Here is a 12,120-nt window from a genome sequence, read left to right on the forward strand (position 1 = left end):
CGTTACCGTTTCGGTGACGAAAAAACTGGCGGAACAGGGCCGATTCGGCAAAGACGATGTGGTGGTGATCGCCATCACGGGCAATGGCCTCAAAACCCAGGAGGCCGTGATGGGACGGGTAGGACACACCATCCCCATCGAACCAAACCTGAACTCGCTTGAGGCCGCCCTGAAAACCGAAAAGCTTTTGGCGACCACCTCGTGATGGCGCATTTGAATTTTGGAAGCCTTATAGGGTAACACCTTTTCAGGTGGAGTTGCGCCGTTCTACGGCGCCTCTTTTTCGTACATCTCATTAGTAAGGAGTGAATTGTCTATGCCTGTAACCGTCCTAATACCGACCCCGTTGCGCCGCTATACCGGCGACGTGGATACGGTGACTGCGGCCCCCGGCACGATCGCAACGCTTATCGAAGACCTGGAAAGGCAGTTTCCAGGTATTTCCGAGCGGCTTGTAGATGAAAACGGAGATATTCGGCGCTTTGTAAACATCTATGTAAACGAGGAGGATATTCGCTTCCTAAAAGGGAAAGATACCCCCGTTAACGATGGCGACTCCGTTTCCATCGTCCCGGCCATCGCCGGAGGCTAGTGCCTCTCAATCTATCTATCAAAAAAACGTTTCTAGGAGGACATGCAATGGGTGTTATAGAGTTCGTACAGAACTACGACGATCTTTCGACCGATCAAGGTTTTCAGTTTCGATTCTACTGCGACCACTGCCACAACGGCTTCATGTCAACTTACGAGCCAAACAAGCTCGGCCTTATGGGCGATGCGCTGCGGGCAGCAGGGGGACTTTTCGGTGGAATCCTGAGTCGGGCAGGCGATTCGGCCTACAGTGTCCAACGCGCCGTGGGCGGCAAGGCGCACGATGCGGCGCTGCAAACGGCAGTCCAAGAGATCAAGCCGCTCTTCAACCAGTGCCGACGCTGTGGCCGATGGGTTTGTAAAGAGGTCTGCTGGAACGAAGCCCGTGGGCTTTGTAAGCAGTGCGCCCCCGTGGAGGAAGAGGAATTGGCGAGCGCACAAGCTCGGGTGGTGAAGGATCAGATATACTCCAAACTTCAAGAGAAAGACCTTACTGCCGACATCAACCTTACCGCCCATGCCACCGTCACCTGCCCCCACTGCGGCTCCGCAGTGCAGGGTGGCAAGTTCTGCCCGGAATGCGGCAAGCCCCTAAGCACCCAAACAACCTGCCCCCAGTGCCATGCCAAAATTCCGGAAGGCGCGAAGTTCTGTGCAGAGTGCGGAGCGCGCATCGGGACGTAGGTTGCGTTTGAACAGAGCGAGAAATTCGAGGAGCACTTAGATCGAACCATGCCTGTTGTTACCGTGAATCTCACGGCCACCGGAGAGATGGCCCAGCGTCCCTTGCTTTGGCGACTTGGGCGTCTCTTCCACGTGGTTACCCATATTCGACGCGCGCGGATAACCGAAGAGGTTGCCTGCCTAACGGTAGATATAGAAGGCTCGCAAAATGAGGTTACCCAGGCCAAAGCCTACCTGCATGCGCTAGGGCTGATGCCTGGAGAAAGCGGAGAGAATCTGCCGGTTCCCTCCACCCTACCACAGCCACCGGAAACCACCGTGTCGCAATCTGTCACCATTCGGGTGCGAATCGCCACGGTGGCCGCGGAACAGAACCGCGCTCCCCTGCTCTATCGGGTTGGGAAAGACTTTGATGTGGTGGTGAACATCGTGCGGGCCGCCTTCGATGAGGAAGAAGGAGGGTATTTTGAAGTGGATCTTTCCGGCCCCCTTAACGAGGTGCAACGCGCCATCGCTTACCTCCACACTACCGGCGTGCAGGTCTACCCTTACCAACGCTCGGTAACCGACTACAGCAACCTATAGCGAGTTGCTCTCTGAAGCGGCAGAGAAGGGAAAGAGGATGTTTTCTATCTGACGGAAAACGTAGCCCTTGGCCTCTTCCACCGCCTTGTGCAGCGAATCGCCCCAGGCCAACCGCGCAGCGATGGCCGCCGAGAGCAGGCAACCCGACCCATGTAGCTCTGCACCGACACGCCGAGGCAGAGCGAGACGATGGCACGTTTGTCCATCTAAAAGAAAATCTACCGCTTCCGGCCCCGAAGCATGCCCTCCTTTCAACAAAACGGCTTTGGGGCCGAAACGTTTTAAAGCATGGGCCGCTTCCCACATCTGCGTTTCGTCATCCGCCGAGATGGCGCGTTGCAGCAGCACCTCCGCCTCCAATAGGTTGGGCGTAATGAGGGTCGCCAGCGGAAAGAGCTGCGTTACCAGCGCCTCGATTCCGTCGGGTTCCAAAAGTTTTCTCCCGCTGCTGCTTACAAGCACAGGGTCCACTACGAGAGGAGGCAGATGGTGACTCTTCAGGGCATGCACAACGGCTTCAACGATGGCCTTGCTTCCTAAAGCCCCGGTTTTTATGGCACCAGGGGCACACTCCTCCCAAGCGCATTCTATCTGCGCCGCCACAAGATCGGACGGGAGCAGAAAAACCTGCCCCATGCGTCTTCGGTTCTGAGCGGTGACGAGCGTCACGGCACTCATGCCATAAACGCCATAGCGCTCGAAGGTTTTCAGATCGGCCTGAAGGCCGGCTCCGCCTCCCGAGTCGGAGCCGGCAATGGTGAGCGCGGAGGGAACGGGCATGGTTTACGCGGTGATTTCTGCCTCTAGGGCCTCTTCCAACGGCAGCAGCGTTTCCTTGGCAGCGCCGCGCCGTCCACGCATTACCACCTCGACGAGGTTCATGGGGCAGAAGGGCCCACACATGCTGCAGGCTTTGGTTTTCGTTCCGCGTGCTTCGTACATAGCCCGTGCCTCTTCGGGGAAGAGGGCCAACTCGAACTGTTTCTGCCAGTCGAGCCGATACCGTGCCTCGCTCATCTGGCGGTTGCGCTCCCAGTCGGCCTTGTTGCCGCGTGCCACATCGGCGATATGGGCGGCCAGCTTAAAGGCGATGACCCCCTCCTTCACATGTTCCACCGTGGGCAACCCCAAATGCTCGGCAGGTGTAAGGTAGCAAAGCATGTCGGCACCGTGCCAACCGGCCACCGCCCCACCGATGGCGCCCACGATGTGATCAAACGCCGCACCGGTATCTATGGGCAGCATTCCTAGAATGTAGAACGGGGCATACCGCGTGAGTTTTTTCTGTATCTGCACGTTGGTCTGTATCTCGTTAAGAGGAATGTGCCCAGGCCCCTCGACCATCGCCTGCACTCCCGCTTTTCGGGAGCGCTCCACAAGCTCCCCAATAAGCAGAAGCTCTTGAATCTGAGGGCGATCGGTGGCATCTTCGAGCGAGCCGGGCCGAAGCCCATCCCCTAGAGAGAGGGTCATATCGTAGGTTCGCGCGATATCAAGCAGATCGTCGAAGCGCTCCCAAAGCGGGTTTTCCTCCTCACGCTTCAGCATCCAGGCGGCTAAAAGTCCACCACCACGCGACACAATGCCCGTGGTGCGATGTGTGTTTTGATAGCGCATTAACGCCTCGCGGGTCACCCCGCAGTGCACGGTGATGTAGTCCACCCCAGACTTCCCGTGCTCCTCGATAACCTCAAACAGTTCGTCGGCGGTCATATCGAAGAAGCTTTTGCGTTTGGCCGCACGAAACTCGGCCTCGTAGATGGGCACGGTGCCGAGGGGAACGGTGCTGGCTTCAAGGGTTTTCTGCCGAATGGCGGCGATATCTCCGCCCGTGGAGAGGTCCATCACCGTGTCGGCACCATACTGAATGGCCACTTTTACCTTTTCCACCTCCTCGTCCGGGTGAACATAGTCGTAGGAGGTGCCCAGGTTCGCATTAATTTTTACCCGCATCCCTTCGCCAATGGCGGTGAAGTGGCTGAGAGTTGTGTGGTTTGGGTTGGCCGGAATAACCACCCGTCCGGCGGCTACCTGTTCACGAACAAACTCCGGCGAAACGCCCTCGCGCTCCGCCACATAGGCCATCTGTTCGGTAATATGGCCTTTTTTGGCTGCCTCTAACTGCGTCATTCTCTGCTCCTCCTTGGGGAAACCCCCAAAATTGATTTTGCAATACGTTGTGCTGTTGCCGGGGCCAGCAGCACTCCATTGCGCCCGTGCCCCGTGGCGGCATAAATGCCCGAAGCGATCTCCCCTACCTGCAACGTCCCCATAGGGCGATAGCCCCAGAGAAAGGCCTTTATAGAGGCCGTTTCGAGATGTGGAAAATGGTTGCGTACAAGGGAAATAAGCCATTGAAGCCCGATGAGGTCTACCCCAGGATGCCACCCTTCCCGTTGGGTAGCCCCCACGTAAAGTCCTCCATCCCGTGGCAGGAGATAGCCCTCTTCTAGAAAGAGTGGAATGGTCGGGGGTGGCGCATCGAGCCACATCGCTTCACCCTTCAACGGCTGCACCTCTAACCCGAAACGCCCCGACCAAGCGCCGGTTGCCAAGACGATATGGGAGCCAAGTAAAGCCCCTTTATCGGTCTCCACCCTCCCTTTATTCACAAACAGAGCTTCGGCGCGAAGCACCTGCCCGCCCATCTGTTGAAAGGCCTGCCACAACGCCTCTTTCAAGCGCAATGGATGCACATAACCGCCCGGATAGGAGCGGCCTTGCAGGTTTAGCGAGGCCAATGATGGCCATACAGATAGACGGTCTCCACCCCCCGACATAACGAGGCCGGTTCCTTCTAACGAGAAAGGCACGGCAATGCCGGTCTGTTCCTGAAGCTCTGCAACCAGAGCCGGGTAGAGCGCAAGGCTCTCCTCCGCCCACTCGAGGAGTTCGCCGGCTAGGCCTTCCGGATAGGGAGCCAGCATGCCGGCGGAAGCACGAGTAGCCTCGCCATCAAAGCCGGCATCGAGCATCACCACCTCAGCACCAGCCCTACGAAGGGTATAGGCGATGAGGCTTCCGATAATGCCACCACCGATGACGATCACCTCATGAGGGCGAGAGAACGCCTCCGGTAACATTGACTGCAAAGCATTCACCTCGCTCATACCGGTGTCTCCGGTTGTACTAGTGGCACGCCTACCACGGGGCTACTTGGGCTTGCGGTCTCGCGCGCGGTCATAGGCCCGGCCAGGTAGGCTTTTCTCCCCGCCTCCACGGCCATGCGAAAGGCGGCAGCCATCGCCACGGGGTCTTGCGCCTCGGCGATAGCCGTATTCACCAACACAGCATCGGCACCTAACTCCATCACCTCGGCAGCATGCGAGGGAAGCCCTAAGCCGGCATCTACCACGATAGGTGGAAGCCGATCGTGCAGACGCAGAAACACCTCTATCAACGCTCGGGTCTTTACTCCCCACCCCGATCCGATGGGGGCGGCCAGCGGCATGACCGTGGCACAGCCGATGGCGCTGAGTTTCGTCGCAAGCACCGGGTCGGGGCCGATGTAGGGAAGTACAACGAACCCCTCCTGCAACAGAATCTCGGCGGCGCGATAGGTTTCCAACGGATCGGGCAGCAGGTACAGCGGGTCGGGGATCACCTCAAGTTTCACCCAGTTCTCGCCGGTTAGGGCGCGACCAAGTCGGGCGATGCGAACCGCCTCTTCGGCCGTTTTCGCCCCGGCCGTGTTGGGCAGTAGGCGGTATTTGCCCATCACCTCCTCCAGCAGTCCCTGATGCCCCGGAGCGCCGATCTCTACACGCCGAATAGAGACGGTAACCATCTCGGCACCGGAGGCCTCCAAGGCTTCTCGCATAACGCCCCGATCGCGATATTTCCCCGTGCCCACGATGAGGCGACTTTTGAAGGTCTGGTTAGCGATAACAAGTAAATCGGCCACGATCTCCTCCTTAGCAGGTGAGGCCTAATCTCCAGGCCTCTACCCTCCCTGCATCAACGTCACTATCTCAACCACATCGCCTTCCTTCAAAGGCTCTGTAGGCAGTTTGCCGCGCGGGTAAACGGTCTCATTTACCAAAACGGCAACCAGTTGCGGATTCAGCTGAAGCTCTTTCAACAACTCCTCCAGAGTCTTGCCAGCGGCTTGGCGTGGTTCTCCGTTCACGTAGACCATTTTTCGAGTTCCTCCTTCAAAGCACGGGCCGCTTTTTCCGGGCTTTCTGCGTCGTAGATGGCCCGCACCACAACAATGCGTCGTGCGCCCGCTTCAAGTACTTGGGGAAGGTTTGTAGGCTGGATGCCTCCTATGGCATACCAAACGGTTTTCTGAGGAAGGTTTTGAGCAGCCCACCGCACATACTCTAGCCCTGCTGCGGGGCGCCCTAACTTGGTTGGCGTTTCCCAAATCGGCCCGATAGAGAGATAGTCGGCCTCTTCCGTAAGGGCCTTTTGCGCTTGTTGGGGGGCATGGGTGCTGCGACCAACGATCCCTTGAAAGAAACGGCGTGCCTGCTGGGGCGTTAGATCACTTTGCCCAACATGAACGCCGTCGGCCCCAAGCAGCGCGGCGAGGTCGGGACGATCGTTGAGCACAAAGGGGATGCGATAGCGCCGGCACAGCGAGAGAAGTTTCTCGCCGAGTTGGAGAACAGGAAGGGCGTCCCAGTCTTTGGCGCGTAGTTGCAGGGTATCCACCCCTCCGTTAAGGGCCGCCTCGGCACGTGCCAAAATCTCCGGCTCGCCCTGACCGGGGCGTGGCGTGATCACCAAATAGAGACGGCCTAACATACGAACACCTCCCAGATCGTTTCACCGAGCTGGGAGGTGCCATGAGAACAAAGGAGAAGAAATGCTTCTACCATGGCTTCCCTCCGCCGGTACTAACCGGATCAGGTTCCAAGGGTTGCCGGGGTCACCCGGCTCTCAGCTCCTCTTAGGAGCACCCCGTAGCCTTCGACACGATTGTAAAAACTCTTGGTTTAGGCCCCGAATGGCGTGGGGCCGCTCGAAGGCGGTGCTTACCGCCGCACACATCTATTATAACACAGGAATCGGCGAAAACGTCACACCCATGGCAAACTTTTTTGGCAGAAAAAAATAGGCGAGCGGTGCCGTGCACCAGAAGACGGTTTACGAGGAGGATTCTCTTGAAGGCTCCTTCTCATCCATCGGCTCCTCTTTGTTTGCAGGCGTATCTTCGGTGAAGGATGGATAGGGTTGGTTTTCAAGCAGCGCCTTCACGATGGCTCGAAGCCGTTCCGCGCCGCCCTCCAAACGTTCGCGCTTTTTCAGCCCCTTCAGCAACTCCTCCGGGAGGATAGGCCTACCAAATCGCACAACCACGGGCTTGCGCGTCGGTCTCGGAATCAGTTTTCCATAAGGTAGCAGGCGGTCTGTACCGATAAGGGCTACCGGTAAGATGGGAGCGCCCGACCTATCCGCAACCAAGATCACCCCCGGCAGGAAGGGTTGAAGTTGCCCATTCTCACTCAGCTTGCCCTCCGGGAAGATTACAACCGCCTCACCTTGCTTTAGCAAATCCTCGGCCTGCCGCAAGGCCGCGAGGTCTGCAGAGTAACGCTTTACGGGAAAGGCATGAAATAGACGCAGGATATAGCGAAGAAAGCGTGTTTGAAAAAGTTCGGACTTGGCCATGCCCCAGCAGGGGCGTTTTAGCGCGAGATAGACGGTAGGGCCATCGGAATCGCTGATGTGGTTCGGGGTAACGAGCACGCCTCCTTTTCGAGGGACGTTTTCGGCACCTTCTATTTTTAACCCGCCAAAAAGGGCATAGAGGAAACGTAACAACAGCCAGGCGGTCGCCCAGATGATCCGATAAAGCATGTCCTACCTTCTCCCTGAAGGCTTTTGATATCTAATTCTAGATTATTGCCAAAGGTTCCTGTTGCACAGGAAAACTGAGTATCTCGACTCTATCAAAGCTATACTACAAAGCAAACTTGCGACTCGGAAAGGGATTAGCTATTCTGCTCTCTTTTCAATAGAAGACACATGCACAAGCACTAAAGGATTTGCAGTAAGCTGATATGAAATGAGCTAAAAGCACTAAGTTTCTTAACTACATGTACTGACTATTGACAAGATAGAAATGGATATGTTATACTGGTAAGTGCAGAAGAAAGGAGCGCTCCAGAAAGGAGCGAATAATGCAACTCTCTATTCAAAGGCGATCCGGCCGCCACCTTATCTTCCTACTACTTGCAGGCCTGGCCTGCCTTCTCCTCCTTACGCCCCCTGTGCAGGCTCAAAACACCATCACCGTGTCCATATCAGGAAACCCTGCTCCTCCTGCCGATGTCGGCGTAGGTGCTCCCTACTACATTACAGTGTCCGCCTCGAATAACTTCGGAGGGCTCGTAACAGGCGTTGGGTGTCAATCTTCTGTCAACTCAGGCCCCACCCAAAACTACTGGGAGAACAATCCCTCGAACACCACCTATTTCACGTGGACATTCACAGTGAGCAATCCGCAAGACTGTACAACAGCTTACTGGGACGGATATACAAAGGTGTTTTCAAATAGCAGTAACGGCCAGTATATTACTATGCAGATACCGGTTATATTTGCGGCCCCTATAACACCTACGACTCTGGCTGCTTCTAGCTAGCTCCTAGTGGTTTGCTACCGCGAGAGTCTACTCTCGCGGTAGCAATACAGCACTTATTTAGGAGAAATTTGGAAGGTAAAAAGAGATGAGCAAAAGAAGCACTTTGTTATCAATCTTCTATGTATTGCTTGTACCACAAGTTAGTATGCCCTTAAAAGAGCAAGCCCAGACCAAGGTACCTCCCGAAAATGCCACCTGTTTTGAAGAAACGGTGCAACAAAAGGTACTGGGCAACATCACCCTCTTCCACATATGGCGCAAAAACGACATGTTGCGTGTGGACCAATTTGTCAATGATAAGCTCCTAGCTAGCACCTACATCACACTAGGCCATAAAGGTCTCTCATGGGACCATCCTTGGTGGGCCAGGCGTTCGGATAATACAGCTGTAGCCGACAGTTTGCATGCTTGGCTAGCTTTTTGGCACTTAGTAGATGTGAAAGGATGGGAGGCTATTATAAAAGAATATCAGCTGCCCACCGATTTTGTGCATCAACTCCAAATGTCCAACTTCCCTATGACACGTCAAGAGGTGCTCGCCTCCCTTCAGCTTGAAGAATCGACGTATTCTAACCCGCCCTACACTCCTCATTTCCTGTCCACAACTGAGTTAAAGGTACTCGGACAACCTATAAGGACCGAAGTCCTACAAGGAGTTCCATGTACCGTCTATCAAGAGGAAAAACCCGCAGGGGATTCCGCTACGGAGCACACCAAAATTTGGGTAGACGCTAAAACACACCTGGAACGCGGTAGAGAGGACATTTTCACGCCGCCCCCAAACTCCTCCCTACCACCTATGCGTACAGGATGGAAATTGCTCTCGCTTCGGTTTCACCATTCATTACCCGATTCCTATTTTCAACTCCCCCCCGGCACTATCGTCTATTTGACAGGTATATTCCAAGGGCTATCCCTTCCACCACAAGTAATAGTACGTCAGATTCCAGGACTCGGCATTCCTAAATCCTTTTCGGCACCGCCCCGAAATCAGCATCCTGTGAAACCCTAATTTGGAGGAAAGAAGTGAAGAAAGGTTTTATCCCGCTGGTCTGCCTTCTCTTTCTGCTCTCAAGCGCTTTTACCAAGCACGTTCTGGCACAGGATCAGAAGGCTGCATCATCTTCGAATACCACCTCCTCTGCATCCTATGCCCTAACACCTCGCGTTGACGCGCGTTTGAGCACCCCTATTACGCTGCATATCGTCAGCGATACTCTACAAAATGTTCTCAAACAAGTCTCCGCCATTACCGGGGTAACCTTGCAGATTGCTCCGGAGGTTGCCACAAGGCGGGTTTGCCTGCAAGTAGAAGAATTACCCCTCTATCGCTTTATGGAGGGCCTGGCATGGACAACGCAACTGGCTTGGAAAGTAGAAACCGACAGAGCAAAGAAAAGCTATTTGCTTTATCAGACCCAGGATGATAAAGAACGCGAAGCAATTCGGCTTGCCGACGCACAACGCTACCAGGCGTGGCTGATGAATGCCATTCGAGATGCGACAATGAATGCTTTACAACAAACGATGCATGTCGTTCCGAATACCCCTCTATTCAAGCAACACACGCCTATAGGAGAGGCCATTCCTGCTGCATGGGCGGTCGCGCCTCTTGGTCAGATGCTTGCCCAACTAACTCCAGAAGAACTGCAAGCTCTTGCAGAACTCTCCACCTCTGCCGTGCCCTATGTAGGCGATGCAAAAGCTTACGCAAGCCATATTTTCAGGGCTGTTCCCTTTTCTTCGCTCCCGCAAAATCTTCAAACGCTGATTTCCGCTGTCGGTGTGCCCGGCCGTTCAGAGCCGATAGACTGGAAAAATGCTATCGTGGGCTTTTATGCTGCCAATGGAGGAATAGACCTATGCACCATCACCTCGCAGGGTGAGTTCTTATTGAATACGATGGGCGCCATATACGGTATTCGGGAGGCTCATCTCCCCAGTCCCTTCACGAACCCTGATCCTGAAACGGAGGCAGTTGTCCAACAAGCTACTGTCGAGTTTAATGAAGGCCTCCCCAATGAACTTCAGCAACCTTTCCTCTCCTTCCCTGGCAGTGGGGAAAGCCACATGTTTCTTCCCTTCATCCTTCTACGCATCCATCAACTTAGTGGACTGCCCATCTTCTGCGATGACTTTGCCGCAACTCAATTCACTCTTTTGCCCTACCTCCTCACGGACCGAGATACTTACACTCTCTACCAAGCCCTTACCCAAATCGCTAAAGCCTTTGCCCATCAGTTCCTCTACTTCCACGGAATGCTCTGTGGCCGAACCGTCTCTATTGGCAGAGACCTACGCGATGAACCCCCAGAAGCCTTCGTCACAAAAATGAGCCTTTGGAAGGCTAAAAAAGCGGTGCTGAGTTGGGAAGACTTGCAGCATTTAGGCAAACTCAGCGAGAAGCAGTGGTACTATCTGTGGGATAGGCGCGTAGCCCAAGACCTTCAAGTCAAAACGCAAGCAGACTGGAATTCGGTACATCCTCAACTGTTCGAAGCCCCCCTCTGGAACCTACAGGTGTTACATCTATTGGCTTCGCTTACTGCTTCCCAGCGTCGTGAAGCGGAAAGCCCCCATGGGCTTTCCTATTCTAAGCTTAATCAAGCACAGCGGGTTCGCTTTTTATTATGTCTAGAGACGGGGTTGCCTCAAAAAGAGGAGGCAAAGGAAGAGCATAGGAGTACAGGACTTTATTTAGAGGAACAGCAATGGCCTGGGGGCGCGTTACATATGGTGAGTGTCACTTTTATCTCCAAAGAGAAAAGCTTCCGAAAGCGCTCTTGGCAACTGCTGGTCAATGCTACTCCAACAGGTGGATATGATGGTAGAACCTACTAGGCGTTAAATGATGTACAAGCTAGACGCTGGTATCCGCAGATTTCTGGTGGCCTTCGACTTACCTGGTATCAGAGACGCGAGAGAGGCGCTCTAGTTTTCCAGAGCGCCTCTCTCGTATCAAAGAGTAGGTTAAGCGCTAACGCCGGCGGCCTCGGCAGTCTGGGTGGCGCTAGCCGCGCGCTGTTGCAGCACACGCCGATATTCCAAAGAGACCACCTTCACAAACTGGGGAAGGACCTCTTCCCAGCGCTCCAGCAAAGCGGCCGCTCGGTCACTGCCCGTATAACGATAGTGGTTCTCAATAAGCTCACGAACCAAAGCGATGTCGCGCTCTTCACGCAAAGGCTCTAGCTCCGTAAGCCCGTGATTTAAGTTGCAACGAAGGCGGAACGAGCCGTCGGGGTCCCAAACAAAAGCCTCCCCTCCGCTCATGCCGGCGGCAAAGTTGCGCCCGGTGCGCCCCAGCACAACCACAACCCCACCGGTCATATATTCACAGCCGTGATCTCCCGTGCCCTCGACCACGGCAACGGCGCCGCTGTTGCGCACGCAGAACCGCTCCCCAACGACGCCACGCAGATAGACCTCGCCACTTGTGGCGCCATAAAGGATGGTGTTGCCGGCCACGATGTTCTCGGCCGGATCGAAGGGCGACTCTTTGGGCGGGTAGACGATGATACGGCCGCCCGATAGCCCTTTGCCGAGATAGTCGTTGGCATCGCCCTCCAGCTCGAAGGTTACTCCAGGCACAAGGAAGGCCCCAAAAGATTGCCCGGCAGAGCCGTTGAACTTGAAATGGATGGTGTCGTCCGGCAGTCCTTTCGCC

The 12,120-nt window shown here is 55.2% G+C and carries 13 protein-coding genes, 2 pseudogenes and 1 riboswitch; of the genes and pseudogenes, 7 read left to right on the forward strand and 8 right to left on the reverse strand.

Features of this window, described 5'->3' with window-relative positions:
• The 4 genes and pseudogenes from VKV29_RS04630 to VKV29_RS04645 form a co-directional block, all read left to right on the forward strand.
• A pseudogene (locus VKV29_RS04630) lies at positions 1–205 on the forward strand (threonine synthase); the annotation flags it as partial.
• Positions 206–316: 111 nt separating this feature from the next.
• Positions 317–592, forward strand: a complete 276-nt coding sequence (locus VKV29_RS04635) for a MoaD/ThiS family protein (RefSeq protein ID WP_324200133.1) — start codon at positions 317–319, stop codon at positions 590–592.
• 47 nt (positions 593–639) lie between these two features.
• On the forward strand, positions 640–1,275 hold the full coding sequence (locus tag VKV29_RS04640) for a zinc ribbon domain-containing protein (RefSeq protein WP_324200134.1): 636 nt from the start codon (positions 640–642) through the stop codon (positions 1,273–1,275).
• Positions 1,276–1,323: 48 nt separating this feature from the next.
• The gene (locus VKV29_RS04645) at positions 1,324–1,860 is read left to right on the forward strand and encodes an NIL domain-containing protein (RefSeq protein ID WP_324200135.1); all 537 of its coding nucleotides are present in this window, start codon (positions 1,324–1,326) and stop codon (positions 1,858–1,860) included.
• Here VKV29_RS04645 and thiD read toward each other — a convergent pair.
• The 7 genes from thiD to VKV29_RS04680 all read right to left on the reverse strand — a co-directional run bounded on the left by thiD (position 1,855) and on the right by VKV29_RS04680 (position 7,668).
• Positions 1,855–2,640, reverse strand: coding sequence for a bifunctional hydroxymethylpyrimidine kinase/phosphomethylpyrimidine kinase (thiD, locus tag VKV29_RS04650; protein ID WP_324200136.1), 786 nt, complete (start codon positions 2,638–2,640; stop codon positions 1,855–1,857). The genes VKV29_RS04645 and thiD overlap by 6 nt on opposite strands.
• A gap of 3 nt (positions 2,641–2,643) precedes the next feature.
• A complete protein-coding gene (thiC, locus tag VKV29_RS04655; protein WP_324200137.1) occupies positions 2,644–3,990 on the reverse strand; it encodes a phosphomethylpyrimidine synthase ThiC in 1,347 nt (448 codons plus the stop codon).
• On the reverse strand, positions 3,987–4,970 hold the full coding sequence (locus VKV29_RS04660; protein ID WP_324200138.1) for an NAD(P)/FAD-dependent oxidoreductase: 984 nt from the start codon (positions 4,968–4,970) through the stop codon (positions 3,987–3,989). The genes thiC and VKV29_RS04660 overlap by 4 nt, the downstream gene beginning before the upstream one ends.
• Positions 4,967–5,764 carry a thiazole synthase gene (locus VKV29_RS04665; protein ID WP_324200139.1) on the reverse strand — a complete coding sequence of 266 codons (798 nt, stop codon included), beginning with the start codon at positions 5,762–5,764 and terminating at the stop codon, positions 4,967–4,969. The genes VKV29_RS04660 and VKV29_RS04665 overlap by 4 nt, the downstream gene beginning before the upstream one ends.
• A gap of 39 nt (positions 5,765–5,803) precedes the next feature.
• A complete protein-coding gene (thiS, locus tag VKV29_RS04670) occupies positions 5,804–5,998 on the reverse strand; it encodes a sulfur carrier protein ThiS (RefSeq protein ID WP_324200140.1) in 195 nt (64 codons plus the stop codon).
• On the reverse strand, positions 5,986–6,612 hold the full coding sequence (gene thiE, locus VKV29_RS04675; protein ID WP_324200141.1) for a thiamine phosphate synthase: 627 nt from the start codon (positions 6,610–6,612) through the stop codon (positions 5,986–5,988). The genes thiS and thiE overlap by 13 nt, the downstream gene beginning before the upstream one ends.
• A gap of 62 nt (positions 6,613–6,674) precedes the next feature.
• Positions 6,675–6,781, reverse strand: a riboswitch (TPP riboswitch).
• A 173-nt stretch (positions 6,782–6,954) separates the two neighbouring features.
• Positions 6,955–7,668, reverse strand: a complete 714-nt coding sequence (locus VKV29_RS04680) for a lysophospholipid acyltransferase family protein (RefSeq protein ID WP_324200142.1) — start codon at positions 7,666–7,668, stop codon at positions 6,955–6,957.
• Between the two features lie 323 nt (positions 7,669–7,991).
• Between VKV29_RS04680 and VKV29_RS04685 the strand changes: the two genes are divergently transcribed.
• The 3 genes from VKV29_RS04685 (at position 7,992) to VKV29_RS04695 (ending at position 11,294) form a co-directional block, all read left to right on the forward strand.
• Positions 7,992–8,453 (forward strand): hypothetical protein, encoded by a 462-nt coding sequence (locus tag VKV29_RS04685; RefSeq protein ID WP_324200143.1) that lies wholly within the window; start codon positions 7,992–7,994, stop codon positions 8,451–8,453.
• Positions 8,454–8,538: 85 nt separating this feature from the next.
• Complete coding sequence (locus VKV29_RS04690; RefSeq protein WP_324200144.1) at positions 8,539–9,465, forward strand: hypothetical protein; 927 nt, start codon at positions 8,539–8,541, stop codon at positions 9,463–9,465.
• A 14-nt stretch (positions 9,466–9,479) separates the two neighbouring features.
• Entirely contained in the window at positions 9,480–11,294 is a 1,815-nt protein-coding gene (locus VKV29_RS04695) for a hypothetical protein (protein ID WP_324200145.1), read from the forward strand.
• A gap of 129 nt (positions 11,295–11,423) precedes the next feature.
• On the opposite strand, the pseudogene VKV29_RS04700 reads toward VKV29_RS04695, so the two are convergent.
• Positions 11,424–12,120: pseudogene (locus tag VKV29_RS04700) on the reverse strand (glutamate synthase subunit alpha); the annotation flags it as partial.

Source organism: Chthonomonas sp., assembly GCF_035294165.1.
In the GTDB taxonomy this organism is placed as follows: domain Bacteria; phylum Armatimonadota; class Chthonomonadetes; order Chthonomonadales; family Chthonomonadaceae; genus Chthonomonas.

What these genes read in the sequence shown, in the direction of transcription:
- VKV29_RS04635 (WP_324200133.1), top strand. Translation starts at nt 317, where the DNA reads ATGCCTGTAACCGTCCTAATACCGACCCCGTTGCGCCGCTATACCGGC.
- VKV29_RS04640 (WP_324200134.1), top strand. Translation starts at nt 640, where the DNA reads ATGGGTGTTATAGAGTTCGTACAGAACTACGACGATCTTTCGACCGAT.
- VKV29_RS04645 (WP_324200135.1), top strand. Translation starts at nt 1,324, where the DNA reads ATGCCTGTTGTTACCGTGAATCTCACGGCCACCGGAGAGATGGCCCAG.
- thiD (WP_324200136.1), bottom strand. Translation starts at nt 2,640, where the DNA reads ATGCCCGTTCCCTCCGCGCTCACCATTGCCGGCTCCGACTCGGGAGGC.
- thiC (WP_324200137.1), bottom strand. Translation starts at nt 3,990, where the DNA reads ATGACGCAGTTAGAGGCAGCCAAAAAAGGCCATATTACCGAACAGATG.
- VKV29_RS04660 (WP_324200138.1), bottom strand. Translation starts at nt 4,970, where the DNA reads ATGAGCGAGGTGAATGCTTTGCAGTCAATGTTACCGGAGGCGTTCTCT.
- thiS (WP_324200140.1), bottom strand. Translation starts at nt 5,998, where the DNA reads ATGGTCTACGTGAACGGAGAACCACGCCAAGCCGCTGGCAAGACTCTG.
- thiE (WP_324200141.1), bottom strand. Translation starts at nt 6,612, where the DNA reads ATGTTAGGCCGTCTCTATTTGGTGATCACGCCACGCCCCGGTCAGGGC.
- VKV29_RS04680 (WP_324200142.1), bottom strand. Translation starts at nt 7,668, where the DNA reads ATGCTTTATCGGATCATCTGGGCGACCGCCTGGCTGTTGTTACGTTTC.
- VKV29_RS04685 (WP_324200143.1), top strand. Translation starts at nt 7,992, where the DNA reads ATGCAACTCTCTATTCAAAGGCGATCCGGCCGCCACCTTATCTTCCTA.
- VKV29_RS04690 (WP_324200144.1), top strand. Translation starts at nt 8,539, where the DNA reads ATGAGCAAAAGAAGCACTTTGTTATCAATCTTCTATGTATTGCTTGTA.